The sequence below is a fragment of the Ruegeria sp. AJ12 genome (genome assembly GCF_056536245.1).
The window spans coordinates 1,190,546-1,215,837 of the sequence record NZ_JBQFJJ010000001.1 but is presented as its reverse complement, the minus strand read 5'-3'; the positions used below and the strand labels follow the sequence as shown (position 1 = coordinate 1,215,837).

Below are 25,292 nucleotides of genomic sequence, written 5' to 3'. Positions count from 1 at the left end.
AGTGCAAGGAGTTTCTAGAACAGTTGCAGATCCTTTTTGCCGCTTTGGATTTCGGCAAGGTTTGGCATGTTCTGGATCACAACGGGTTCCGGTGCGACACCCGGCATTGCCACTGTCGGTTTCGTCGGTGCCGCCATGGCAAAGGTTGGCTGCTTCAACTCGCCTCGGATATCGCGCAGCAGCGTTTTGTGATCCGGCATCGTTTTGAGTATCTGGGCAAGGTCCACTTTCGCGCCCTTCCACCACTGAAACCAAATCGCTTTCTTCAGCGGCCGCAGTCGATCTCGGATGCCCGCACCATAGCCCGTATCATAGACCTGCTTGCCCAAAAGAACCGTCTGATAAACGCGGAAATTGAACAGCGTCGCGAACTCGATATCATGTTCCATCGGCAGGCGGTGCTGCCATAATTCCAGGTTCTCGGCCAGCCGATCTGGTATCTTCATCTCAGTGCGGGCATCGATCCAGTATTGGTCATCCGTGCGGTTGCCCAATCGATAGTGCAGACAGATAAAGTCCAGAACCTCGTCATAGAGCTTGTTCATCTGCCGGTTATATCTTGCGCGCAGTGACGGCTCGATGTCTCGCGTGGGCAAGTGTTCAGCGAACCAGCGTATGGCATGATCAATCATATGGATCGCCGTACTCTCCAGCGGCTCGATAAACCCGCCGGACAGACCAATCGCCACACAGTTCTTGACCCAGGCATTGCGCACGCGCCCGATGCGCATCGGGATCACACGCGGCGTCGCACCCTTGCCGCTGTCCCCCAGCCATTCGAGATATTCATCTGCAGCCTGGTCATCCGTGCGATGCGCGGATGAGAACACATAGCCCGTGCCCACACGATTGTAGAGCGGCACACGCCACGTCCAACCTGCGCCAAGTGCGGTAGACCGGGTGACGCTTTCGATCTTCCTGGGATTGGGATGCTCGATCTGCAACGCCATGGCCCGGTCATTTGGCAGATATTCCGAATAGTCCATAAACGGCTCGCCAAGCGCCTGGTTGATAATCAACCCGCGAAACCCGGTGCAATCCACAACCATCTCGATGTCGTGGCGGCCATTGCGTTCCAACATCAGATGGCTGACATTGCCCTGCTCGTCCAGTTCAACAGATTGCACTTCGTCCTGGATATGCTCCACACCGCGCTTAGTGCAGACCTTGGTGAGCATGCCCGCAAACTTCACCGCGTCCAGATGATACGCATACCCAAAGCGCTGCTCAAATTCGGGCTGACCCAAAGGCCGCGCGCCCTTGCACAGGCGGGCCAGATCGTCGTGCGGCGATATGGATTGCGTGAAATCCCGATCCCCATTTCCAAAGCGCAAGAAATACTCGGCAGACTCCAAGCCCTCCAGCATCTGGCCATGGGCAAAGGGGTTCACATAGTCAATGCGCTTACCCTTGGCGTCCTTGTTCCAGTTGCAGAACTTTACGCCCAGTTTGAATGACGCGTTTGTCTCGCGAAAAAAGTCCCGCTCCGAAATGCCCGCCTGGCGCAGCGTGACCGGCATGCGTGGAACCGTGGCCTCGCCGACGCCCACGGTTGAGATATTGGGGCTTTCGATCAGACAGATACTCGGGCGGTCATTGGGCCCTGAGGTGCGCGAAAACACCATGTCCAGGATCAGCGCGGTCATCCAACCTGCCGTACCACCACCCACGATGGTGATCTTGCGCAAACGATTATTCATTTTCTTATGTCCCTGTTGGCTGGGGGGATTTTGTAGCTGCCTGCCCTTTTTGTTTTCGGGCTTTTGAAGCAGCCTTCCCTCTCTGGCGTGCCGGGGACTATAGCAGCTTTGCTGCGTCAATCTATACCCTTGACAAATTTGAATAAGTCTCAATCTGATCCTTCGACTCAGATGACTCGATCTTCCGCATCCGGGTCACACAACGGGGACCGCGCGGTGTTCGAAGTAAATTCCTCCACATATCTTGATCGACATGGGAGCTTTTGCGAACGGAGGGGGATGCGCTGACAAGTACAGAACTCAAGGGGCGGGTTAGATTTCCTCGCCTTTTTTCAGAAGATCTTCGATCAATTGCCGCTGCAAGTCATCGCTGTCACCCCCACCAAATTGAATCGCACCGCCGGTATAGGATGTGCCGTAGGTTTCGGCGATGTTGACCGTCTGCGCCAGGCCAGAAATCAGTTGATCTTTGTCCAAAGATGAAAGGGGGTGAATAAAGGTCGCCCAAACGGTGCCATTGGCAATCGCGTAGCGGGCATCCAACGCCGTGTCGAAATTGGCCTGCAACATACGGCGCAGGTCGTCGTCTGTGAGTTCATCGGCACCACGGATCGCCACCATCGCGCGCATCCGGTCAGTATTGGCATCCACTATGACCAGAACCGGCACGTCCGAGACCGTCAGCTCAAAACCCGGCCCGTTCGGCTGCGTCTCGGGGTCGAGGGCAAACAGGATCTTGCCCAGCCTTTCGTAGTCCATCGGTGGCTCAGCCTCTTGGGCGGCAAGGCTTCCGGCCAACAACATCAGCGCAAGGGCAAGGCGGATCATAATCGTTCTCCTGCAGATTATGACTCAACAATAGGTGCGTAGCAGGACACAGACCAAACAAAGCCTGGTGAACAATATTTCCGATGTGGCGTTACGAGACGGTGGGTCGCCGTTTCGAGATCAAGGCGATCGCCTTGCCAAGGGCCTCTTCGATCGACAAGTCAGAGGTATCCAACAGAACCGCATCCTCCGCCGGTTTCATCGGAGCCGCGCTGCGTTCCGCATCGCGCGCATCGCGTTCGCGCACATCGGCCAGAACCTGCGCCCGGGTGACGTCAGCGCCTTTTGCATCAAGCTCCAGAAAACGCCGTTCCGCCCGCACCTCTGGGCTTGCGGTAACGAACAGTTTCACTTCAGCCGCAGGGCAAATCACCGTTCCGATATCCCGGCCGTCCAGAACCGCACCGCCAGCCCGCCTGGCAAAGGCGCGCTGAAAATCGACCAAAGCGGATCGCACTTCGGGAATGACTGCGACCTTGGAGGCGGCTTGCGCAATGTCGGCAGTGCGCAGATCGCCATGGTCTAACGCCTCAGCCGTTAGCGCATGCGCCGCTGAAACAGCATCGACCCCGTTCAGCGTTTCACGGCCAACCGCGCGGTAGAGCAGCCCGGTATCCAGATGGGCAAACCCGAAATGCGCGGCGATACCCTTGGAGATTGTTCCTTTCCCCGCCGCCGCCGGACCGTCGATCGCCACTGTGAAGCTGGTTGTTGCCATCAGGGTTACCGATTGTTGCGAACCAACTGTGCGCCAAGCCGCGCCATCAAAGGCTCAAAAATCGGGAAAGACGTGGCGATTGGCCCGGCATCATCCACAGTCACCGGTTTCTGCGCACCCATCCCGAGGATCATGAAGGACATGGCAATGCGGTGATCCAGAAAGCTCTCGCAGATACCGCCACCCGGAACGGCTCCGATCCCGAGCCCATCCACGGACCACCAATCGTCGCCTTCTTCAACAGTGATCCCGTTGGCCCTCAGACCGCGCGCCATCGCGTCGATCCGGTCACTTTCCTTGACACGCAGTTCTTTGACGCCGCCCATCATCGTGGTCCCCTTTGCGTTTGCTGCGACCACGGACAGGACCGGATATTCATCGATCATCGACGCCGCGCGTTCCGGCGGAACCGTGATGCCCTGCATGTCCGGCGAATACCGCGCGCGCAGATCGGCCACCGGCTCACCACCTTCTTCACGCTCGTTTTCATAGGTCAGATCGGCGCCCATCTCACGCAACGTGGTGAACAGGCCGGCGCGGGTCGGGTTCAAGCCGATGCCGGGGACCAGAACGTCCGATCCCGGCGCGATCAGGGCTGCACAAACCGGAAACGCCGCACTGGACGGATCGCGGGGAACGGCGATGATCTGCGGTTTCAATTCAGGACGACCGGTCAAGGTGATAACACGTCCCTCGTCGGTGTCTTCAACAGTAATCTCTGTGCCAAACCCGGCCAGCATGCGCTCTGAATGGTCTCGGGTGGCCTCTTTTTCAATCACCACGGTTTTGCCCGGCGCATTCAGGCCCGCCAGCAATACGGCGGATTTCACCTGTGCGGACGGAACCGGGACTTCGTATCGCACAGGCACAGGTTCGGCAGCCCCCACGATGGTCATCGGCAGTCGTCCTTCTGACCGTCCAACGGACTGCGTTCCAAATAATGACAAAGGGTCCGTGACGCGTGCCATCGGGCGCTTGTTCAGACTGGCATCGCCTGTGAAGGTCGCGGTGATCGGAGAGGTCGCCATAGCCCCCATGATCAACCTCACGCCGGTCCCTGAATTACCGCAATCGATCACCTGATCGGGTTCCGCAAAGCCGCCGACACCCACGCCATGCACGGTCCAGTCACCACCACCGTGATCGGTTACCTCGGCCCCGAAGGCGCGCATCGCCTTGGCAGTGTCCAGAACGTCCTCACCCTCCAGAAGGCCCGAAATCCTTGTCTCACCAACAGCCATGGCGCCCAGGATCAGCGACCGGTGCGAGATTGACTTGTCTCCGGGCACCTCCGCTGTTCCGGTCAGCGGGCCACAAGGATGTGAAGTCATCGGGATCGGCGTGCCGTGTCCGGACATTAAGGGCTCCTTTTGCGCTATCAGTCCTAGGCCGCTTAGCGAATTGCCGCCGCTTGGTCCAGCGCAATCACCCCTTGTGGCGGAAGGTCAGGTAATGTGGTGTGCGGCCTTCGCGCAAGGCTTTCTGTTCGTAGCGTGTGGATATCCAGTCATCCCAGGGCTCGCGCCAATCGGTGGGGCGCTCGGCCAACCATTCAAACCCTGCACGCGGGACCTCTTCCAGTGTTTGCCGGACATAGTCGGGAATATCGGTCGCGACGCGGAAGATCGCGCCGGGTTTCAGCACGCTAGCCAGCGGCTCCAGATGTTCGGGTGTCACAAAACGGCGGCGGTGGTGCCGCGTTTTCGGCCAGGGGTCCGGATACAGCAAGAACGCCCGCGAGATGCTGGCATCGGGCAACACATCAAACAAATCGCGCGCGTCGCCGGGATGCACGGCGAGGTTGTGAACGCCGGCGCGGCGGATTTTTCCCAGCAACATTGCGACGCCGTTGATGTAGGGCTCGGCCCCTATGATACCGATATTCGGGTTGCGCGCCGCCTGATGCACCAGATGCTCGCCACCGCCGAAACCAATCTCAAGCCAGACATCCTTGCCGCCGAACAAGGCCGTCAGGTTCAGCGGGTGCCGCTCGGGGTTGGATTCCCAATCCACTGCGCCCGGAGACAAGGCATCGAGATCTTCACTCAGATAGGTCTTTTGGCTTTGCTTGAGGGTCTTTCCCTTGAGGCGGCCGTAGAAGTTTCTGCGTGGGCGTTGTGGGGTCTTGGTGCTCATGGCGCTGGCCATACTGCGCCGTCCAAGGCGTTGCAAGGGGCGCCCGCCTATCCGATGCAATGCAAAAAACGCGCCGAAACCGGCGCGTTTTTACTTGGTCGGTATCAGAGCGCTTGCTTCAGTGCGTCGACCAGATCGGTCCGTTCCCAACTGAAGCCGCCATCAGCATCCGGCTCGCGTCCGAAATGTCCATAAGCAGCGGTACGCTGATAAATGGGTTTGTTCAGCTCAAGTTGCTGGCGGATACCACGCGGCGTCAGGTCCATCACCTGCCCGACGGCTTTTTCGATCTGCGCGTCAGGAAGCTGCCCCGTGCCATGCGTGTCAGCGTAGATCGACAGAGGCTTGGACACTCCGATCGCATAGCTCAGCTGAATGGTGCAACGTTCTGCCATTCCGGCTGCAACAACGTTTTTGGCCAGATAGCGAGCGGCATATGCAGCCGAGCGGTCCACCTTGGTTGGGTCTTTGCCCGAGAAGGCGCCGCCTCCATGGGGCGCTGCGCCGCCATAGGTATCAACTATGATCTTGCGTCCGGTCAGTCCAGCGTCACCATCGGGTCCGCCGATCACGAACTTGCCGGTCGGGTTCACATGCCACTCGGTCTCAGCCGTCAGCCAGCCGTTCGGCAGCGTTTCGCGAATGTATGGCTCGACAATCTCGCGGATATCGTCCGAAGTCAGAGCCTCGTCCAGATGTTGGGTCGACAACACGACCGAACTGACGCCAACCGGCTTGCCATCGCGATAAATCACCGACAATTGCGATTTCGCATCCGGACCCAGCGCAGGCTCGGTTCCATTCTTACGGACCTCGGCCAAACGGCGCAGAATTGCGTGGGAATACTGAATCGGCGCAGGCATCAATGCCGGCGTTTCGGTGGTCGCGTAGCCGAACATGATGCCCTGATCACCGGCACCTTCGTCCTTGTTGTGAGCGGCATCAACACCTTGCGCGATATGGGCCGACTGTTCGTGCAGCAGGTTGGTCACCTCGACCGTGCCATGATGAAACTTGTCCTGCTCGTACCCGATATCCTTGATACAGGCGCGCGCAATCTGATCGATGCGGCCCATATAGTCATGCAGTTTATCCTGATCCGACAGACCCACTTCGCCACCGATGACCACACGGTCTGTTGTGGCAAAGGTTTCACACGCGACGCGGGCTTCGGGTTCTTCGCTCAGAAGGGCGTCAAGGACAGCGTCGGAAATACGGTCGCAGACCTTGTCGGGGTGTCCTTCGGAAACGGATTCCGAAGTGAATGTGTAGTTCTGTCGGGACATAAAAGTGCTCCATTGAGATTTCTCTGCCACGCCAGGAAGCCGTTGTGACAGGCGACGGTCGGGATACGCGCCTTAGGGGGCAGGGTCAATCGGAAATCGGCGCTGACCTTTCCGGGCGTTGCGCCAGAACACCGCGAACATCACCAATAGCAGGATCAGGATCGGATTATCGCCCATGCGTGAATAAAACGTCGGCGCCTGCGGTTTCGGCAGAGTGGCGTCAACATACCCCGCCTGCCCCAAAGGGAGTGACGCCGTAATCCGCCCCAGCGGATCGATCATTGCCGAGACACCGGTGTTTGCCGACCGCATCATGGGCAGGCCTTGCTCGATGGCACGCATTTGCGCCTGTGCCAGATGCTGATACGGCCCCGAACGCGTGCCGAACCATGCGTCATTGGTGATCTGCAGCAAATAATCCGCCCGACCGGGCGCACCCAGAACATCTTGGGAAAAAACAGCCTCGTAACAGATCAGTGGCAAGGCGCTACCAAGTTTTCCCGTGTCCAGAAGTCGGGGACCGGGTCCTGCGCTGAAACCATTGCCCGTCGTCGCTGCAAGACCGTGGATACCGAAACGCGCCATCAGGTCGCCGAACGGAACATATTCGCCAAACGGAGCCAGATGATGTTTGTCATACAGGCCCTGTTGACGACCGTCTTCACCCAGCACGATCATCGAGTTGTAGATGCGCGGCCCTTCACTGCGCTGAATGCCCAGAATGACCGGCGTGCCTTGCGCTGCCTCTGTGACTGCGGTCAGGTAGGGTTGCGCATTGCCCAACCAGGCCGGCACGGCGGTTTCCGGCCAGATGATCAGATCGGGCCGGGGATTCGCAGCCGTGAATTCCAACTGCCGTGCAAAGAACAGCGGTGCGTAGTCCGGGTCCCATTTCTGGTGTTGAGGCGCGTTGGGTTGCACCAAACGAACGGTATTTTGAGTGTCGTGAACAGCAGGCCGCATCGCAGCGTAGGAGAGAGCCAACGCTCCACATCCAATGGCAAAGACACAAGGTCCGGTAAGACGGCGCAGTGAAATGTGTTCCGAGAGAGCGGCACCGATGAGAAGCGGCGCTGCAAACGTCAGCGCCCCAAGACCATATGGTCCCAACAAAGACAAAAGCTGAGCGACCGGCGTATCCACCCAGACTTGTGCCACGCCGGCCCATGGAAAACCGGTGAACAAATACCCCCGCCCGAATTCAACAATCGAGAGCGCCAGCGCCAACAAAATACCCTGACGCAAGGCCGTCGCAGCCAACTGCCGAGATATCCAGAAAGCGAACGCCCAAAACAGAGCCAGCCCGCCCGCCATAAACACCAGAGCGAAAGGCGCCATCCAGGCATGTCGTGCGGCATCAACCTGAAACGGCTCCAGGATCCAGTTCAGCGCGTGCGCGAAATAGCCGGTCGCGAACACCCATCCGAGCCACGCCGCTCGGGCGCGGGTCTCGCTGGCAAGAAAAAGTGGCGCGATCAGGATCAGCGCGACCAGGGTCGCCTGCCAATACCCAAATGGTGCAAGTCCATACGCCCCCAGCGCACCCAACCCTGCCGCCAGTGCAAGCCTCACCCAAACAGGCCAACCCCGGGCAGGGTTCATGCAGCAATATCCGGCAACATGACGCGCAGTCTCTTGATGCGGCGCGGGTCGGCATCGATCACTTCGAACTCCGGACCCTCGGGATGCAGAACAACTTCGCCGCGCGTGGGAACACGCCCCGACAGCATGAAGACCAGGCCTCCAAGCGTATCGATGTCCTCGTCGTCAACATCCTTGTGACTGGTCAAAGACCGACCGATCTCAGCTTCGAAGTCTTCCAGAAGAACACGAGCCTGAACCACGTAGCATCCAGGTTTCTCCTGAATCCAAAGCTGGTCTTCGTCGGCATCATGTTCATCGGCGATCTCGCCCACGACCTGCTCAATCAGGTCTTCGATCGTGAGTAACCCGTCAACGCCGCCATACTCATCAATGACCAGCGCCATGTGACGCCGTTCCGTCTGCATCTTTGTCAGCAGTACGCCAATCGGCATCGACGGCGGCACAAACAGCAATGTACGCAGCATCGATTTAAGGTCGAACTCGTCCGAACCACCGTTGAAACCGTGGGTCAAGGCGAAATCCTTGAGATGCACAAAACCCAGAGGCGTGTCCAGCGTGCCCTCGTAGACCGGAACCCGGGACAGTCCGCTGTCGCGGAACACCTGAGCCAGTTCCTCTTTGGAGATGGTGGACGGAACCGAGATGATCTCTGCGGTCGGGATCGCCACATCCTCAACCCGCATACGGCGCAGGTTGATCATGCCACGGGGCTGTACAGCAACCGCCTCATGCCCGTTAACCGAATGTTCCTTTACTTCGTCCGGTCCGGAGAAAGCATCAAAAATCCGCGAAAAAAAGCCGCCTTTTTCTTCGATGTCGTTGCCGCTGTTCTGTGGTTGCGCGCTGTGCGCCGCCCTAGAACTGCCGTCTATATCGCCCATTATCCTGTTCCAATTGATCGGGTCACATAACCCACGTCACGTATTATATGGGTCATCGATACCCATTTTGCCAAGTATCTCGACCTCAACCGCCTCCATCAAAGTGGCGTCCGGGTCACGAATGTGATCATAGCCCAGCAAATGCAAGGTTCCGTGAACGATCAAGTGTGTCACGTGATCATCCATGGATTTCCCGGCCTCAGCAGCCTCGCGCCTGCACGTTTCATACGCAACTGCGATGTCACCCAGCATGATTTCGCCGGTGAAATCCGGTTGCGGGCATGCCGGTACCTGTCCGGGTTCATCCACACTCAGATCTGTGCCCGGCCAACTCAGCACATTTGTTGGCGTTGGTTTTTTCCGAAACTCGGTATTCAACTCGGAGATACGTTCGTCGTCGCACCCCAACACGCTGATTTCGCAGATTTCCGGGTCCAGCCCCAGGTGGGAGAGCACTGCGCGAATCGCCCTCCGGGACAGATCCTCAAGGTTCTGCCAACGCGAGTCCTCGACAGTGACTTCCAGATTCATTTCGACACTTTCGGCGGCCTAACAACGGGCGCAGACCCTGAGATCACCCCGCTTCACGGCCCGCTTCAGCCTCATATGCCTCGATAATGGCCGCAACAAGCGGGTGACGCACAACATCCTTCGACGTGAAATAGTTGAAGCTGATATTTGGAATCGTCTTCAGCAGCCGTTCTGCATCCGCCAGCCCCGACTGAACACCGCGCGGCAGATCAACCTGAGACCTGTCACCGGTGATGACCATGCGGCTGCCTTCGCCAAGTCGGGTCAGGAACATCTTCATCTGCATGGTGGTGGCATTCTGCGCCTCATCAAGGACCACAAAGGCGTTCGATAGGGTCCGGCCGCGCATGAATGCCAGCGGCGCAATTTCGATCCGCTTTTCCTCGATCAGTTTGGCGAGTTGCTTGCCCGGCAGAAAATCGTTCAGTGCGTCATACAATGGCTGCATGTAAGGATCCACTTTGTCCTTCATGTCACCCGGAAGATAACCCAGCTTTTCACCGGCCTCGACAGCCGGGCGGCTCAGGATGATCCGGTCCACATGGCCGCCGATAAACATCGACACGCCGACGGCAACCGCCAGATAGGTTTTCCCGGTACCTGCGGGCCCAATGCCAAAGGCAAGTTCATTGCTGAACAGCGATTGGACATAGGCCTTTTGGGCATCCGTACGCGGTTCGACCAGTTTCTTGCGGGTTTTGATTTCGACCGTCCCGCCCTTGAACATCTCAAGCTGGTCGCCATCACGGCTGCCCGTCCCCTGTTCCGAGCCTCCCATGCGCAGTTCGCGATCCACATCAGCCGCTTCAACGTCGCGCCCACCTTCCAATCGCGTGTAGAGGGACTGCAGAACTTCCAGGGCCTGTTTCTGCGCTTCCTCGTCGCCCATAACCACAAGCTGATTTCCCCGGCGCACGATCTGAACAGACAGCTTCTGCTCAATCTCGGCCAGATTGCGGTCATACTCGCCGCATAAATCAATCAACAATCGGTTGTCGGGGAATTCAACAAACGCCTCGCGCTGGGGCATGTCATCTTGCGGTGGGGTCAGGGCACCGATGGCCAATCCGTTCTCCTGTCTTGGCGTTTTCATCCTCAGCGTAGACAACAAGACTCGGTGGGCGCAAGCCACAGTTTCAAAATTTCCGCACCAGAAGACAAAACCGCCGACAGGCCAACCGAATGCGCAACAATTGCCGCTAAACTAGAACTTGTAGTTCAACCCAAACCGCAATCCGCGGTAGTTAGGCGTGGATTTGGTGGAAAACCCAGATCCGAACCGGACATTTTCGGATTCGAACTGCACATATTCGTATTCGCCGGTGATCGACCAATCCTCATTCAGCTTGTGTTCCGCCCCGATACTTGCCGAAAAGCCGCCCCGCCGATCCGAGTTCTCAAAGGACTGAACCGTTGATCCCGAAGTGATGCTGTTTGTTGTTTCTATGTCACCCCAGACGTAACCAAGGCTGACAAAATACAGGATACGACCGCTGCGGTTCGTCAGGCCATTGCGAATGCGCAACGCGAGAACGTCCGAAATCTTCGTACCGCCCTGAACAATATCCGTGCCAAATTGTGCCGTTACAGTGTCGTCAAGCGAGCCGAAATCATACGAAATTTCAAAGCCATAAACGAAGTCCCGGCCACCCCTTGCCGGCAGTATGCCACGCCATCCGCCCCTGATCCCGCCGTATGTCCCCGTCAGGTCCTGCTCTCCAATCTCGAAAGTCCCCGAAGGCGTTCTCAGTCCGAACCGATCATCTCCGCCGCCACCGAAACCGCCGCTGACCCCAAGATAGAACGCATGCACATCGTCGCCGAACCGTTTGGAACTGATGACCTCCGGGTCGGATGCAGTGCCGCCAAGATCTGCTGCTATGGTTGTGCCGGCTGAAAAAAACGCCGCCACAGAGGCTACCGGCAATACACGCCAAAACTTCGGCAGTGAAACTCGCGTCAGGATCGTCACTCGTACCCTCCCTCGCCCCAAACCAGTGGCCGGATCAGCGCAGATTGAATTTTCCATTGGCGCATTCTTGCGTCAGGAAAATGTGGCTTTCCTCGGAACATAGTTCAAAGCGATAAATCAAGGGTAAATTTTAGAAACAACAACCTGCTATGGTGTCCGAGTCGCAACCAATCTACCGCTCAGGTCAGCGCGCCTGCAAGTGAATTGGACCCGGATTCCATGATCCGGACATTCCGTAAATCCCCAGCCGAAATTTCCGTCCCGGTGACGTGAACCGAGTGAAGATACTCGGATTTACCAACCATCTGTCCAGGCATCCGGCCCGGTTTTTCGAACAGAACCTTCACTGTCCGACCGACCATCGAATCCTGAATTTCCCGTTGATGCCGTGTGATCAGAGCCTGCAGCCGTTGCAGCCGGTCATCCGCGGCCTTGGTATCGACCTGCGGCCGTTCAGCGGCAGGCGTCCCCGGGCGCGTGGAATACTTGAACGAGTAGGCGTATCCGTATTTCACCTCTTCCACCAAATCCAGGGTCGCCTGAAAATCCTCTTCGGTTTCTTCCGGAAAACCGACGATGAAATCCCCCGACATGACGATGTCCGGACGGGCTGCCCGAATCCGTTCGATCAGTCGCAGATAGCTCTCGGCGGTATGGCTGCGGTTCATGCGCTTCAGTATCCTGTCCGAGCCCGACTGGACCGGCAGATGCAGATAGGGCATCAGCTTTTCGCAGGTTCCGTGCGCTTCGATAAGGTCGTCCGCCATGTCGTTCGGATGCGAGGTCGTGAACCGAATGCGTTCCAGCCCATCGACCTTGTTCAGTTCCCAGATCAAACCCGCCAGTGTCATTTCCCCATCGGGTCCAGCACCGTGATAGGCATTCACATTTTGGCCCAGCAACGTGATCTCGCGAACACCGCGGTCAACCAAATCCCGTGCTTCGCGCAGGATACGGTCTGCCGGACGGCTGACTTCCGCCCCTCGGGTATACGGCACCACGCAGAAGGCGCAGAATTTGTCGCACCCCTCCTGAACGGTCAGAAAAGCTGTCGGGCCGCGCTTGGCTTTCGGTCGGTTCTTGAGTTTCTCGAACTTGTCTTCTTCCGGGAAATCCGTGTCCAGGGCCTTTTCGCCGGCGCGGGTCCTGGCTTCCATTTCCGGCAGGCGGTGATAGCTTTGCGGGCCAACCACCAGATCGACAAGCGGCTGTCGGCGCATGATCTCCTGACCTTCCGCCTGCGCCACGCAGCCTGCTACTCCGATTTTCAGATCGGGTTTTTCAGCTTTCAGACCTTTAAAGCGACCCAGCTCTGAATAAACTTTTTCGGCCGCTTTTTCCCGAATGTGACAGGTGTTCAGCAGGATCATGTCGGCGTCATCGGCGCTTTTGGTCTCGACATAGCCCTGCCCGCCCAGCGCCTCGGCCATCCGCTCGCTGTCATAAACATTCATCTGGCAGCCGTAGGTCTTGATAAACAGCTTTTTTGGTTCGGACATGGATCGGGCCTTTGCGTTCGCTGGACCGGCGTCATGTATATGCTTGGCACGCCGCTTGCAATGCAGGCGCAATTACCCGAATTTGGCGGAACTTTCCAGCAATGCGGGACCGAAAACAGAGCATGCAGTACGAATCCCCCGATCAATTTCTGAAAGCAGGTCAGGCGGTTCTGGCCAAAGGTCCGATTGCGTTGGTTTTTGCCGAGGATGACGTGGAGTTGGAGAGCACTCTGCGACATCACCAGACGCTGGGATTCAAAGCCATTGTTGCGTTCATGCCGGCTGAGTTTCAGCTCAGTGAGGATCTGGGTCAAAACATCCACCGCGTCACGTTGAAATGCGCGCCCCGGACCGTCGTCTTTGAGACGATCAATAAAATCATTCAGGCCGCACCCGGCGTCTGGATGTATTACTGCTACAACGCCGAGTACCTGTTCTACCCTTTCTGCGAGTCGCGGAGCGTCGGAGAAATGCTGGCCTTTCACAGTGAGGAACGCCGCAAAAGCATGCTGAGCCATGTTATCGACCTGTATGCCGATGATCTGGCGCGCTTTCCCAACGGTGTGGACCCTGCTCATGCCATGCTGGACAGTACCGGCTATTACGCCCACACACGCCATGATTCAGCGGGCCAGCCACTGGAGCGCCAGTTGGATATGTCCGGAGGGCTGCGCTGGCGGTTTGAGGACCACATCCCGTACGAACGTCGCCGCATCGACAGGATCGCTTTGTTCAAGGCACAAAAGGGCCTGACGCTGTTGCCGGACCACACCTTTAACGAGGCAGAGTACAACACCTATTCCTGCCCGTGGCACAACAATCTGACTGCGGCCATATGCTCATTCCGCGCAGCCAAGGCCTTGAAAAGCAACGCAGGGTCTACCTTTGACATTGCCAGTTTCCGCTGGCGCAACTCTGTCCCTTTCCACTGGAAATCGCGTCAGTTGCTTGATCTCGGCCTGATCGAATCCGGTCAGTGGTTCTGAGACATCCTAGCGCTGAAAAAGGACAGGAAACCAATCCTCTCGCAGACGCTGCCCTGGCTGCATCGCGTGCCCCGGAAATGGCGGCGACGTAGGACCCGGACGTTCGACATACCGCGCATCATCCCCGACCAGACGCAGTGAGAACGCGCGGCGGCGGCTGTCTGAGCGATTCCCGCGCGCCCCGTGCAAGGTCCGGTAGTTGAACGCAACCGCGTCACCCGGCTCCATTTCGAACTCGACGACTTTCAGGTCTTCGGCGTCCGGATCCGGCACCGGGATATAGCGGCCTTCATCCGGGAAAAAACCTTCCTCGGACACCCAACGGGTCGGCAGCACCTCCTTCTCCCAACGATGTGATCCGGCCACACAACGCAGAGTGGCCTGTTTCACTGGGTCGAGTGGAGACCAGAAACTGATCGTCTGCTGCCCTTCCACAAAATAATATGGCCCGTCCTGATGCCAGGGTGTCGCCATGGACGTCCCCGGCTCTTTCACAAGCACATGGTCGTGAAACATCTGCACGCTCTGCGATTCCATCAGATCCGCCGCGACCTCGGCCGCCGGAGAGGCTTCGATCACCTCTCGAAACTGGGGAATGCGGGTCCAGTTGCAATAATCATCAAAAAACCGGCCCGTCTCACCCTCTTTCTTGTTTTCGGACGCATAAGGCCCGGGCTCCTCCATGTTCGCTGCCACGCCCGCGCGCAATTGATCTACGTGGTCTGCGAACAACCCTTTTACCAGCACGACGCCATCCCTCTGGTAGGTGTCGATCATGTCTTGGGAAACAAGCGGATGTGGCATGTCGGTCTCCTGATTTTGTCGCCCTGTTCTGCCTCAAAACATAACTTCTGTTCAAATCATATCTTTCAAAGGTAGAATTAATCTCATGTTATATATTTCTCTGCGCCAATACGAATATGTCTGCGCCATCGGGCGATGCGGTAGCCTGTCAGCGGCAGCGCAAAACCTGAATGTCTCGCAACCGGCCCTTTCGACTGCCCTGACGCGTGTGGAGGCGTGCCTGGGGTATCCCTTGTTCGTCCGTCGGCGCGGCGCTGCGATGGCTGTCACACCACAGGGGCGCAGGTTCATCGGACAGGCGGAGGATCTGTTAGAAAGCGCAGCGCGAATCGAGACGTCCGATCCCGCCAGACAAGGCGTAAAACATCTCAGGCTGGGGTGTTTTATGGATTTGGCACCGTTTCACCTGGCCCCCGCTCTGCACCAGTTGCAGGCCGCTTTGCCCAACGTCACAGTGACCTATGCGGTTGAGACATTCGAAAACCTGCTGAATGGTCAGATCGATGGTCGGATCGATATCGCAATCACCTACGAATTGGTTCTGGACGCCGGGTTTACCCGACACCACCTGTTTGACAGCCGACCAATGGCGCTTCTATCGCCAGATCATCCGCTGGCACAGTCCGCACAAGTCACACTGTCCGAATTGGCAAACCATCCCCTCATTCTGTCTCAGGAAGGGTTGTCCGCGCAGCATTTCCTGGGATTGTTCCGGCAAAACGGCCTCAACCCCACCGTGGCCCATCGTGCCGCGTCGCTGGAAATCCAGCGAAGCCTGGCGGCACATGGCGAGGGCATCGGGATCAGCTATGCAAGCCCGCCCAATGCCTTCAGCTACGATCAAACGGAGTTGGTCCGCATGCCGATCACCAACGCTGATGCGACCGAAGCGGTTGTTCTGGCGCGTCATGGAACGGGACCAGCAGACTCGACAATTGCAGCAGCCGAGCGCGCAATTGTGGACTGTTTGAAATCTGTCTAGCGGATTATGTCTTGCGCAGGCGAATAACCACGTCAACGGATACGATCTCGACCCCTTCAGGGGCTTCCGGCAATCGTTGGATAACCAGCTCTTCCGACGGCGCGTCGCTCAGACGGCTTTCGTCTTCCCAGAAGAAATGTGGATGGTCATGCGTGTTGGTGTCGAAATAGCTCTTGGATCCGTCAACCGTAATCTCTTGCAACACGCCCGCATCGCAAAAGGCCCGCAAGGTGTTGTAGACGGTTGCGAGCGATACCGCATCTCCATTTACCTTGGCCGACGCGAAAAGGCTTTCAGCGGTCACGTGACGGTGCCGACCGTCCCCGACCAAAAGCTCAGCCAGCGCCACACGCTGACGCGTGGGACGCAGTCCGGCATCTACCAGCCATTTCGTCGCGATGTCGCGGCTCTGAGGTGTCATTGATCCGATACCCGTTTTTGCTGACCCTATATATAGGTGCGCACCCTTGGTAATTTCAAATGAAATTCATTCGCAAACTATGTCTGGCGCACAACATGATGTGGCTTGCGGCTCTTGCAGGACCTTGCAAACGGGTGCTAGACGAGGCCAGATAAAACCAACGGACCCCTGGCAGGAGAGTCGGCAGAATGGCCCAATTCCCGAGCAGCTTTGACAAGGATGATCTGCTGAAATGCGCCCGCGGCGACCTTTTCGGTCCCGGCAACGCGCAGCTGCCTGCCCCGCCGATGCTGATGGTGGACCGGATCACCGACATCTCCGGAGACGGAGGCGAGCATGGTAAGGGCCATGTGTTGGCCGAGTTCGACATCACGCCCGATCTTTGGTTTTTTGAATGTCACTTTCCAGGCAATCCGATCATGCCCGGCTGTTTGGGCCTGGACGGGCTGTGGCAGTTGACCGGCTTTAATCTGGGCTGGCGCGGATGGCAGGGACGCGGCATGGCCGTCGGCGTTGGCGAGGTCAGGCTTACCGGCATGGTTCGCCCGGATCGCAAGGTTTTGACCTATAAAATAGACTTCAAAAAAGCGATCCAGACCCGCCGGCTGACCATGGGTGTGGCGGATGGTATCGTCGAAGCAGATGGTGAAATGATCTACGACGTCAAAGACATGAGAGTCGTTCTTTCAGAAGCCTGAGCCTGACTGGCCCGAAACAAGGAGCACGCACATGCGTCGAGTAGTTGTCACCGGTTTGGGGGTTGTGTCCTCCATCGGGAACAATGCCCAGGAGGTTCTGGCCTCTCTGAAGGCTGGCAAGTCCGGTATCGAGTCCAACGCGCAGATGGTCGAACACGGGTTTCGTAGTCAAATCGCCGGATCGCTCAAGATCGACGTGGCTGAGCATGTGGACAAGCGCACCCTGCGTTTCATGGGGCCCGGCGCAGCCTATGCCCATATCGCGATGAGCCAGGCCATTGCAGACGCCGGACTGTCAGAGGATCTGGTCGTGAACCCCAGAACCGGACTTGTCGCCGGGTCCGGGGGTCCGTCGACCAGCGCCATGCTGACTGCGCACCAAACCGTGCTGAAGAACGGCGCGACCAAGCGGATCGGGCCATTTGCGGTTCCGAAATGCATGTGCTCGACGATTTCGGCCAACCTTGCGACCGCGTTCAAGATTAAAGGGATCAATTATTCGATCACCTCGGCCTGCTCGACCTCATTGCACTGCATCGGCAACGCAGCAGAGCAAATCATGCTTGGTAAGCAGGATGTGATGTTCGCAGGCGGTGCAGAAGAACTGGACTGGACGCTGTCCTGCCTGTTCGATGCGATGGGCGCAATGTCGTCCAAGTACAACGACACCCCGGACAAGGCGTCGCGGGCCTTCGATCAGGACCGCGATGGCTTTGTCATTTCGGGTGGCGGCGGCATTGTGGTTTTGGAAGAGTTGGACCATGCCCTTGCTCGTGGTGCAAGAATCTATGCGGAGGTGACGGGTTACGCGGCCACGTCGGACGGTCACGACATGGTGGCTCCGTCCGGTGAGGGCGGTGAGCGCGCCATGCGGCTTGCCTTGTCGACCCTGCCCGAAGACCGCAAGGTCGGGTATGTCAACGCCCACGGCACGTCGACACCGGTCGGCGATGTCGGGGAAGTCGAGGCTGTTCGCCGAATCTTCGGCGAAGGGAATGTACCCCCAATCTCATCAACCAAATCGATGACCGGCCACGCGCAGGGTGCAGCGGGCGCCCTCGAAGCGATCTTCTGCCTTTTGATGCTGGACAATGATTTTATTACTCCGTCGATCAACGTCGACACACTTGCCGAAGGCATCCTGCCCGGTGAAATAGCAACTCAAGTGGTTGAAAATGCAGGCTTGGACAGCGTGATGACCAACAGCTTCGGCTTTGGCGGCACAAACGGGTCCATGGTTCTGTCAAAGTATAACGGGTGAAAACGATGTCGGATGTTCTCAAGGGTAAGCGCGGCCTGATCATGGGCGTGGCAAACGACCGTTCCATTGCTTGGGGCATTGCCAAAGCGATGCACGAGGCCGGCGCCGAACTGGCCTTCACCTATCAGGGCGAGGCATTCGGCAAGCGGTTGGAACCGCTGGCCCAAAGTCTTGGCAGCGACTTCATGGTGGATGCGGATGTGACGGACGATGCTTCGCTGGATCGCGCGTTTGCAGATCTGGCGGTGCGCTGGCCAACCATCGATTTTGTGGTCCACGCCATCGCGTATTCGGACAAATCCGAGTTGACCGGTCGGTTTCTGAACACCACCCGAGCCAACTTCAAGCACTCGATGGATGTCTCGGCCTATTCCCTGATCGAGGTGGCCCGTCGCGCCTATCCGATGATGAAAGATAATGGCGGCACTCTGCTGACGCTGACGTATCAGGGGTCGAACCGGGTCGTGCCCAATTACAACGTCATGGGTGTGGCCAAGGCCGCGTTAGAGTCCGCAACCCGTTATCTGGCCAACGATCTGGGCCCCGAAGGTATTCGCGTGAATGCGATCTCGCCAGGCCCGATGAAAACATTGGCAGGGGCGGCGATCGGCGGTGCCCGCAAGACCTACAAATTCTGCGATCAGAACGCGCCGATGCGTTCGAATGCCACGCTTGAGGCCGTTGGTGGCACCGCTGTTTACCTGGCATCCGATGCCGGGGCATGTACATCTGGTGAAATCATCCGCGTGGATGGCGGATTTCATGTGCTGGGCATGCCACAGCCCGATTTCATGTGACCACATCTTTCCCCGCCGCCGCCTAGATTTCACCATCTTTCGCGGGCAGAGTTTAGAGCATGAGCAAGATCGACCAGATCATTACCAGCAGCCCGCGTGGGTCGCGGGCGCGGAGAAAGCAAGGCTTTCTCAGCAATCGTGCGCGCGTTCTGTTGCTGACACTGACGACACTGCTGCTTTTGTTCGTGTTTTTCACGCAACCGCAAGTGCGCGCGGCGCTTGAGGCGCTTTTGGGCTAGACTCAGGTTCGTCCGGACAGCTCACAACCAACGCTAGTTGATCGAGACCACTTCGACATCAAAAATCAAATCCTGACCGGCCAGGGGATGGTTTGCATCGAGTGTCACGGTTGCGTCATTGGCCTCGATCACGGTCACCGACAATTCTTGGCCCTCAGGTGTCTTCATCTGCAATTGAGTACCGGGATCCAGCGGAATGTTATCGGGAATACCTTCACGCGGAATTTCCTGTCGCATGGCGGGATTGATCGGTCCATATGCATCGACACAGGCGATCTCCACCCGCCTTTTCTCACCAACCGACAGACCCGGCATGGCGCTGTCCAGCCCGGGAATGACCTGACCGGACCCGACCACGAATTCCAGCGGCTCCCGCCCCTCAGAACTGTCAAAGACGGTCTCGTCCAACAGCGTTCCGGTGTAGTGGATGCGAATGGTGTCGCCCTGTTTGATTTCTGCCATACTGGCCTCCGGCCTTTTTGCGGTTTTAGGGGGCAACCCTAGGGATTGATTTTATTAAGTAAACCCTTGGCCCTTTTACGCCCACAACTCTTGTGCCAACCTGCGCGCAAACAAGGGAGGGGCAGATGGCGATAAAGACCTGCGTTTTTGATGCATACGGCACACTGTTCGATGTTGCTGCCGCCGCGCGGCAGGCCGCCGCAGAACCGGGTTTCGAAGCGTTGCAGGACAAATGGCCCGACCTTGCCAATCATTGGCGCCTGAAGCAGTTGCAATACACCTGGCTAAGGGCCGTGGCGGATGCCCATGCTGATTTCTGGGACGTGACTCAGGACGGGCTGGACTGGGCGCTGGAAGCTACTGGATTGCAGGGGGATGCGGCATTGCGCCAGCGTTTGCTGGATCTGTATTGGCAACTGCGCGCTTATCCTGAGGTCCCCGAGATGCTGAAGGCGCTGAAAGACGGGGGGCTGCAGACCGCAATCCTGTCCAACGGCTCCCCGCCAATGCTTGACGGCGCGGTCCAGTCCGCCGGGATCGGAGACGTTTTGGACGATGTTTTGTCAGTCGAAAGCGTCGGCGTGTTCAAACCTCATGCCCGCGTTTATGATTTGGTTGGGGCCAGATTTGGCTGCGCCCGGGACGAAGTGCTTTTCGTCAGTTCGAACGGCTGGGACGCGGCGGGGGCCAGCGGCTACGGTTTCGTCACCGCCTGGGTCAACCGATCCGGTGAACCCATGGACCGCCTGCCCTGGACGCCTGCACATGTGTTGCCTGATTTGACGGCGATCCCGAGCCTTGCGGGGCTGTGATGGCTGACTTCACGACGTCCGACGGAAAACGCATCTATTTCGAAGACACCGGCGCCGGTACGCCATTGCTCTGCCTCGCCGGTTTGACCCGAAACAGCCGGGATTTCTCGTTCCTTGCGCCGCATGTCACCGACCTGCGCATGATCACGATGGACTATCGGGGACGCGGGCGGTCCGAATACGATCCGGATTACATGAACTACAACATTTTTCGTGAATCCCATGACGCCATTGAATTGCTGGACCATCTGGGCCTCGAAAAGGCGACCGTTCTGGGAACCTCGCGCGGAGGGCTGATCGCCATGGCGCTGGCCGCCAGCCATCCCGAACGTCTGTGCGGCGTGATCCTAAATGATGTAGGCCCCGTGATCGAGCCGGCCGGCATCGCCAAGATCATGGAGTATGTCGGCGCACAACCGGCATCGAAAACCTATGATGAGGCAGCCGCCGTTCTCCAACAGGTGATGGAGCCGCAGTTTCCCGGCGTGCCGCTTGACATTTGGCGGAGACAGGCGGAAATTCAGTATGAAAAACAGGATGATGGCCTTGCCCTGCGGTATGACCCGGCGTTGCGTGCGGCCCTGATCGAACAGGCCGCTGCCGGAGCGATACCGGATATGTGGATGTTCTTCGAAGCCCTGCGTGATATCCCCACAGGCGTCATAAGAGGGGCGAATTCCGATGTCCTGAGCGCAGATACCTTGGCCGAAATGCATCTGCGTCACCCCGGCCTGATCTCAACGGAGGTCCCAGACCGCGGGCATGTCCCGTTTTTGAACGAACCACAGTCCCTAGATATTATTCGCAGGGTTTTGAGCACAGTATGAGTACCATTGAAATGATCGAAGCCGCCGCGGGGCGGCTGAAAGGACATGTCCGGGAAACGCCGATTCTAACCTCGCCTTTCCTGGATGAAATCGCGGGCCGCCGTGTGCTGGTGAAGCCCGAATGTCTGCAGCATACAGGCAGCTTCAAATTCCGCGGCGCCTGGTCGGCGATTTCCGCTCTGGAAGAGGCGCAACGCAAGCGGGGAGTGATCGCTTACTCCTCCGGCAATCACGCACAGGGCGTTGCGATGGCGGCCTCAAAACATGGCGTTGCTTCAGTTATCGTCATGCCCTCAGACGCACCGCAGCTGAAAATCGCCAACACCAAAGCCCTTGGCGCCGAAGTTGTCCTGTATGATCGGGCGACCGAAAACCGCGAGGACATCGGTGAGGGATTGGCCGCAGAACGAGGGCTGACACTGATCCGCCCGTATGATGAGCCACAGGTCATTGCAGGCCAAGGCACAACCGGTCTGGAAATCGCACGACAGGCCGAGGAGATGGGCGTCACGCAGGCCGATGTGCTGGTCTGTTGCGGTGGAGGAGGTCTGACATCGGGCATTGCTCTGGCGTTGAACAAGCACGCGAGCGGGTTGCGCGCCCGCCCTTGTGAGCCCGAAGGGTTCGACGACGTCAAACGCTCGCTGGCGACCGGGGAGATTCAGAACAATCGCGCGACCTCCGGCAACATCTGCGATGCGATCCTGACGCCACAGCCAGGCAGCATCACCTTTCCGATCCTGAAACGTCTGTGCGGCCCGGGTTTTTCGGTCGCCGAAGACGAAGCACTGCGCGCGATGGCGCAGGCATTTTTGCGGCTCAAAATTGTGCTGGAGCCGGGCGGGGCTGTTGCACTGGCCTCGGCCTTGTTTCGCAACGACGAAATCGAAGGCGATGCGGTGATCGTGGTTGCCTCGGGTGGCAATGCCGACCCCGAGGTCTTTGGTCGCGCCTTGGAGTTCCTTGACTGACAAGTGCATCAGATAGGTGCAACCTGATCTGGCAATCCGTGCGGTAAGGACCTGACAAATGAACATCGCTAATCTCGGCGACGTACAGCTTCACTACCGGATCGACGGTACACCCGATGGCGCACCGGTGGTGTTTGCCAATTCCCTGGGAACCGATCTGCGCCTGTGGGACGCGGTCCTGCCCTATCTGCCGGAAGGCCTGCGGATCGTCCGGTTTGACAAAAGGGGCCATGGGCTATCATCAACCCCGTCCGGGCCATATTCGATGGGGGCATTGATCCGGGATACCGAAACGCTGTTGGACCACCTCGAAGTCAGGGACTGTGTCTTTGTCGGTTTGTCCGTCGGCGGGATGATTGCGCAGGGCCTGGCCGTGAAAAGAATGGATCAGGTTCGTGCTCTGGTCCTGTCGAACACCGCCGCAAAAATCGGCACGCCCGAGACGTGGCAGCACCGAATGACTGCCGTGCGATCCGGTGGGATCGAAGCGCTCGCCGATGTCACCATGGAACGCTGGTTTTCCAAAGATTTCCGGACAAATCAGAACCACCTTGCGTGGCGCACCATGATGATTCGACAACCCGTCGAAGGGTATCTGGGATGCTGTGCGGCCGTAGCAGGCACTGACTTTTACACACCCACCAGCGGCCTGCGCCTGCCGACGCTTGGAATCGCAGGCAGCGAGGACGGATCGACACCACCCGATCTCGTCCGGGAGACCGTCGACCTCATTCCCGGCTCTCGGTTTGAGTTGATGCGCCGCGCGGGCCACTTGCCCTGTGTCGAGCGGCCCGCGGAATACGCCGATCTGTTGCAACATTTTTTGACCCATATTGGACATATTTGAAGGAGCGTTCCCCTTGGCAGATTTCCTGTTGATCCACGGCTCATGTCACGGCGCCTGGTGTTGGCGTGATCTGATTCCGGAACTCGAGACTTTGGGCCACACTGCGCGGGCGGTTGATCTGCCCAGCCATGGCGCGGACCCGACGCCGATTTCCGAGGTCACATTGGACGGGTGTCGCGATGCCATTCTGGCTGCGACCACACCCGAAACACTCATTGTCGGTCATTCCTGGGGAGGTTATCCGATCAGCGCCGCCGCCGAGGCGGAACCGGACGCCATGCGGGCCCTGATCTACCTCAGCGCTTATGTGCCGCATGACGGTCTGTCGATGGTCCAGATGCGCAGAAATGGACCGAGCCAGACCATCAAGGACGCCGTCGAAAAATCCGCCGACGGTCTGTCCTACACAGTCCGGCCGGACTGTGTTCAGGCTCTGTTTTATCATGATTGCCCGGCAAACATTGTGCCTTATGCCCTGGCCCGCCTGTGTCCTCAGGCGATACGGCCACAAGATACGCCATTGCCGCTTGGCGACCGGTTCGCAAACATGCCAAAGGCGTACATCCGCAGCACGGATGACCGGACAATTCCGACCGAATATCAGGAGCAGATGAGCGACTGCATCCCGTTAGCATTGCGCCGAACGATCGACAGTTCGCATTCCTCGTTTTTCTCTCATCCCCACCAGTTGGCCGAAATAATCCACGAGCTTGAATCAAAGCTCTAACGCGACACTCACTTTAGGTGCCGGGACATTCTGGTCCCCTGGGAGCGGGACGCAAGCCAAGCGGCAGCGCCCCTAGCCCGCAATACGGCTTGCCTAGGCATAACAACGACACTTTCATGCCGGTTTCCACCTTGCGGCCCGTGAGTTCCCGCGCCACCGTGCAACAAAGGGAATGAGGGACCACATGCAAACCATCAAAGCCGCAGTATGCCGGGCGTTCAAAGAACCTCTGGTCATCGAAGAGGTTCAGCTGGCCGACCCGGGCGCCGGAGAAGTCGAGGTGACGCTGGACGCCGTGGCCATCTGCCATTCGGACATTTCCTACGCAGATGGCGCGTGGGGCGGATTTCTACCCGCCGTTTACGGGCACGAAGCCGCAGGGATCATCAGCGCGGTCGGTGAGGCCGTAGGAGACTTCAAGATCGGCGATCCTGTAGTGGTGACCCTGATCCGTGCCTGTGGATCCTGCCCGTCCTGCGCGGGTGGTAAGCCCACGATCTGCGAAACACCCTATGATAAGGTCAAGGGGCCGTTGCGAACCGGTGATGGCGAACCCTTGGAGCAGGCCATGGCCTGCGGTGCCTTTGCCGAAAAAGTCGTGGTCAGTCATCGGCAAATCGTCAAAATCCCCGAGAGCCTGCCCAAAGATTTAGCCAGCCTGCTATCCTGCGGCGTCATCACCGGTGTTGGCGCAGCGGTCAACGCCGCCGGGCTGCGTCCGGGTCAGGACGTGGTGGTGATCGGGGCCGGTGGGGTTGGATTGAACGCCATTCAGGGTGCCCGGATCGCCGGCGCGCGCCGGATCGTTGCCGTTGACATGACCGAGGACAAGCTGGAGATCGCCAAGGAATTTGGTGCGACCCATGGTGTGCTGGCCAGTTTGAAAGAACCGTGGAAAGCCGCCTACAAGGCGTTGGGCGGGCGCGGGGCGGATGCGGTTCTGATCACGGTCGGCGCGATCCCGGCCTACGACCAGGCCCCCCGGTACCTTGGACCCGGCGGCAAGGCCGTGATGATTGGAATGCCACATTCCGGAGATGAAGCCCGCTATGAGCCGGTCATTCTGGCGGCCTTGGGTCAGGGTCTTGTGGGATCGAAAATGGGTGATGTGGTCATTCAGCGTGACATCCCGTGGATGATTGATCTCTATGAACAAGGACGTCTGAAGCTGGACGAACTGATCTCGGGCCGCTGGTCGCTGGAACAGATCAATGAGGCGATCGCGGACACCAAGACCGGGTCTGCCAAGCGCAATGTGATTATGTTCAGCAATGGCTGACACCACCAGGCGGGAGGACACCT

27 protein-coding genes and 1 riboswitch are annotated in these 25,292 nt (G+C 58.2%); of the genes, 12 read left to right on the top strand and 15 right to left on the bottom strand.

The window, feature by feature from the left end:
* Positions 1-14: 14 nt before the first annotated feature.
* The 12 genes from ACR3E0_RS06165 to miaB form a co-directional block, all read right to left on the bottom strand.
* Positions 15-1,700 (bottom strand): tryptophan halogenase family protein, encoded by a 1,686-nt coding sequence (locus tag ACR3E0_RS06165; protein ID WP_480477177.1) that lies wholly within the window; start codon positions 1,698-1,700, stop codon positions 15-17.
* 312 nt (positions 1,701-2,012) lie between these two features.
* Positions 2,013-2,528 (bottom strand): type III secretion system chaperone, encoded by a 516-nt coding sequence (locus ACR3E0_RS06160; RefSeq protein ID WP_480477175.1) that lies wholly within the window; start codon positions 2,526-2,528, stop codon positions 2,013-2,015.
* A 91-nt stretch (positions 2,529-2,619) separates the two neighbouring features.
* Positions 2,620-3,246: a (d)CMP kinase gene (locus ACR3E0_RS06155; RefSeq protein ID WP_480477173.1), complete on the bottom strand. Its 627-nt coding sequence runs from the start codon at positions 3,244-3,246 to the stop codon at positions 2,620-2,622.
* 5 nt (positions 3,247-3,251) lie between these two features.
* The gene (gene aroA / locus ACR3E0_RS06150; RefSeq protein ID WP_480477171.1) at positions 3,252-4,604 is read right to left on the bottom strand and encodes a 3-phosphoshikimate 1-carboxyvinyltransferase; all 1,353 of its coding nucleotides are present in this window, start codon (positions 4,602-4,604) and stop codon (positions 3,252-3,254) included.
* Between the two features lie 67 nt (positions 4,605-4,671).
* Positions 4,672-5,382, bottom strand: coding sequence for a tRNA (guanine(46)-N(7))-methyltransferase TrmB (gene trmB, locus ACR3E0_RS06145; protein ID WP_480477169.1), 711 nt, complete (start codon positions 5,380-5,382; stop codon positions 4,672-4,674).
* Between the two features lie 104 nt (positions 5,383-5,486).
* On the bottom strand, positions 5,487-6,668 hold the full coding sequence (gene metK, locus ACR3E0_RS06140) for a methionine adenosyltransferase (RefSeq protein ID WP_480477167.1): 1,182 nt from the start codon (positions 6,666-6,668) through the stop codon (positions 5,487-5,489).
* 5 nt (positions 6,669-6,673) lie between these two features.
* A riboswitch (SAM-SAH riboswitch) is annotated at positions 6,674-6,722 on the bottom strand.
* A gap of 18 nt (positions 6,723-6,740) precedes the next feature.
* Positions 6,741-8,270 carry an apolipoprotein N-acyltransferase gene (lnt, locus tag ACR3E0_RS06135; RefSeq protein WP_480477165.1) on the bottom strand — a complete coding sequence of 510 codons (1,530 nt, stop codon included), beginning with the start codon at positions 8,268-8,270 and terminating at the stop codon, positions 6,741-6,743.
* Positions 8,267-9,154 carry a hemolysin family protein gene (locus ACR3E0_RS06130; RefSeq protein WP_480477163.1) on the bottom strand — a complete coding sequence of 296 codons (888 nt, stop codon included), beginning with the start codon at positions 9,152-9,154 and terminating at the stop codon, positions 8,267-8,269. The genes lnt and ACR3E0_RS06130 overlap by 4 nt, the downstream gene beginning before the upstream one ends.
* Before the next feature lie 36 nt (positions 9,155-9,190).
* The gene (ybeY, locus tag ACR3E0_RS06125) at positions 9,191-9,685 is read right to left on the bottom strand and encodes an rRNA maturation RNase YbeY (protein WP_480477161.1); all 495 of its coding nucleotides are present in this window, start codon (positions 9,683-9,685) and stop codon (positions 9,191-9,193) included.
* Between the two features lie 43 nt (positions 9,686-9,728).
* A complete protein-coding gene (locus tag ACR3E0_RS06120; protein WP_480480959.1) occupies positions 9,729-10,751 on the bottom strand; it encodes a PhoH family protein in 1,023 nt (340 codons plus the stop codon).
* A gap of 138 nt (positions 10,752-10,889) precedes the next feature.
* A complete protein-coding gene (locus ACR3E0_RS06115; RefSeq protein ID WP_480477159.1) occupies positions 10,890-11,657 on the bottom strand; it encodes an outer membrane protein in 768 nt (255 codons plus the stop codon).
* A gap of 179 nt (positions 11,658-11,836) precedes the next feature.
* Positions 11,837-13,156, bottom strand: coding sequence for a tRNA (N6-isopentenyl adenosine(37)-C2)-methylthiotransferase MiaB (gene miaB, locus ACR3E0_RS06110; protein ID WP_480477157.1), 1,320 nt, complete (start codon positions 13,154-13,156; stop codon positions 11,837-11,839).
* Positions 13,157-13,278: 122 nt separating this feature from the next.
* Here miaB and ACR3E0_RS06105 point away from each other — a divergent pair, with 122 nt between their 5' ends.
* Entirely contained in the window at positions 13,279-14,142 is an 864-nt protein-coding gene (locus tag ACR3E0_RS06105; protein ID WP_480477155.1) for a glycosyltransferase family 2 protein, read from the top strand.
* A 6-nt stretch (positions 14,143-14,148) separates the two neighbouring features.
* On the opposite strand, the gene ACR3E0_RS06100 is transcribed toward ACR3E0_RS06105, so the two are convergent.
* Positions 14,149-14,946, bottom strand: coding sequence for a phytanoyl-CoA dioxygenase family protein (locus tag ACR3E0_RS06100; RefSeq protein WP_480477153.1), 798 nt, complete (start codon positions 14,944-14,946; stop codon positions 14,149-14,151).
* 85 nt (positions 14,947-15,031) lie between these two features.
* On the opposite strand from ACR3E0_RS06100, the gene ACR3E0_RS06095 reads away from it, so the two are divergent.
* On the top strand, positions 15,032-15,928 hold the full coding sequence (locus ACR3E0_RS06095; RefSeq protein WP_480477151.1) for a LysR family transcriptional regulator: 897 nt from the start codon (positions 15,032-15,034) through the stop codon (positions 15,926-15,928).
* A gap of 4 nt (positions 15,929-15,932) precedes the next feature.
* Here the strand turns inward: ACR3E0_RS06095 and irrA are convergent, their stop codons facing one another.
* Positions 15,933-16,349: an iron response transcriptional regulator IrrA gene (gene irrA, locus ACR3E0_RS06090; RefSeq protein WP_480477149.1), complete on the bottom strand. Its 417-nt coding sequence runs from the start codon at positions 16,347-16,349 to the stop codon at positions 15,933-15,935.
* Positions 16,350-16,537: 188 nt separating this feature from the next.
* Here irrA and fabA point away from each other — a divergent pair, with 188 nt between their 5' ends.
* From fabA to ACR3E0_RS06070, 4 genes are read left to right on the top strand one after another with little or no spacing between them, the layout of a single operon-like run.
* Complete coding sequence (fabA, locus tag ACR3E0_RS06085; RefSeq protein ID WP_480477147.1) at positions 16,538-17,047, top strand: bifunctional 3-hydroxydecanoyl-ACP dehydratase/trans-2-decenoyl-ACP isomerase; 510 nt, start codon at positions 16,538-16,540, stop codon at positions 17,045-17,047.
* Positions 17,048-17,078: 31 nt separating this feature from the next.
* Positions 17,079-18,308: a beta-ketoacyl-ACP synthase I gene (fabB, locus tag ACR3E0_RS06080; protein WP_480477145.1), complete on the top strand. Its 1,230-nt coding sequence runs from the start codon at positions 17,079-17,081 to the stop codon at positions 18,306-18,308.
* A gap of 5 nt (positions 18,309-18,313) precedes the next feature.
* Positions 18,314-19,105, top strand: a complete 792-nt coding sequence (locus ACR3E0_RS06075; protein WP_480477143.1) for an enoyl-ACP reductase FabI — start codon at positions 18,314-18,316, stop codon at positions 19,103-19,105.
* A 59-nt stretch (positions 19,106-19,164) separates the two neighbouring features.
* Complete coding sequence (locus tag ACR3E0_RS06070) at positions 19,165-19,344, top strand: hypothetical protein (RefSeq protein ID WP_480477141.1); 180 nt, start codon at positions 19,165-19,167, stop codon at positions 19,342-19,344.
* A gap of 33 nt (positions 19,345-19,377) precedes the next feature.
* On the opposite strand, the gene ACR3E0_RS06065 is transcribed toward ACR3E0_RS06070, so the two are convergent.
* Complete coding sequence (locus ACR3E0_RS06065; protein WP_480477139.1) at positions 19,378-19,806, bottom strand: FKBP-type peptidyl-prolyl cis-trans isomerase; 429 nt, start codon at positions 19,804-19,806, stop codon at positions 19,378-19,380.
* A gap of 125 nt (positions 19,807-19,931) precedes the next feature.
* Between ACR3E0_RS06065 and ACR3E0_RS06060 the strand changes: the two genes are divergently transcribed.
* The 6 genes from ACR3E0_RS06060 to ACR3E0_RS06035 all read left to right on the top strand — a co-directional run bounded on the left by ACR3E0_RS06060 (position 19,932) and on the right by ACR3E0_RS06035 (position 25,269).
* Positions 19,932-20,618: a haloacid dehalogenase type II gene (locus ACR3E0_RS06060; protein ID WP_480477137.1), complete on the top strand. Its 687-nt coding sequence runs from the start codon at positions 19,932-19,934 to the stop codon at positions 20,616-20,618.
* Entirely contained in the window at positions 20,618-21,445 is an 828-nt protein-coding gene (locus tag ACR3E0_RS06055) for an alpha/beta fold hydrolase (RefSeq protein ID WP_480477135.1), read from the top strand. The genes ACR3E0_RS06060 and ACR3E0_RS06055 overlap by 1 nt, the downstream gene beginning before the upstream one ends.
* Complete coding sequence (locus ACR3E0_RS06050) at positions 21,442-22,416, top strand: threonine ammonia-lyase (protein WP_480477133.1); 975 nt, start codon at positions 21,442-21,444, stop codon at positions 22,414-22,416. Before ACR3E0_RS06055 ends, ACR3E0_RS06050 begins: the two co-directional genes overlap by 4 nt.
* Positions 22,417-22,474: 58 nt before the next feature.
* Positions 22,475-23,263, top strand: a complete 789-nt coding sequence (gene pcaD, locus ACR3E0_RS06045) for a 3-oxoadipate enol-lactonase (protein ID WP_480477131.1) — start codon at positions 22,475-22,477, stop codon at positions 23,261-23,263.
* A 13-nt stretch (positions 23,264-23,276) separates the two neighbouring features.
* On the top strand, positions 23,277-23,990 hold the full coding sequence (locus ACR3E0_RS06040) for an alpha/beta fold hydrolase (protein ID WP_480477129.1): 714 nt from the start codon (positions 23,277-23,279) through the stop codon (positions 23,988-23,990).
* Positions 23,991-24,174: 184 nt separating this feature from the next.
* On the top strand, positions 24,175-25,269 hold the full coding sequence (locus tag ACR3E0_RS06035) for a Zn-dependent alcohol dehydrogenase (protein WP_480477127.1): 1,095 nt from the start codon (positions 24,175-24,177) through the stop codon (positions 25,267-25,269).
* The last annotated feature ends 23 nt before the right edge of the window (positions 25,270-25,292 follow it).